Here is a 282-nt window from a genome sequence, read left to right on the forward strand (position 1 = left end):
CGGTGCTTGTTGGCGTTCCTGCCGATGTGACCGTAGAATGTGATGCTATACCCGCTCCTGCTGTGGTTACCGCAACAGACAACTGTGATACAACCCTTACAGTTAGCTATTCAGAAACTACCAATACTGTCAATGATGGTGTTGGAACTATCATCCGTGAATGGTCCGTAACTGATAACGATGGCAATACAACAACACAAACCCAAACCATTACCGTGGAGGACAACACGCCTCCGGTGCTTGTTGGCGTTCCTGCCGATGTGACCGTAGAATGTGATGCCA

Annotated in this window: 1 protein-coding gene; it reads left to right on the forward strand. The window is 48.9% G+C overall.

Annotation, left to right across the window (positions count from 1 at the left end):
• Positions 1-282 (forward strand): hypothetical protein (locus ZA07_RS16120; protein ID WP_197276688.1); only part of this gene is annotated, 282 nt, incomplete at both ends.

Origin of the sequence: Mangrovimonas sp. ST2L15, from assembly GCF_001280515.1 — a bacterium.
Taxonomy (GTDB): Bacteria; Bacteroidota; Bacteroidia; order Flavobacteriales; family Flavobacteriaceae; genus Mangrovimonas; species Mangrovimonas futianensis.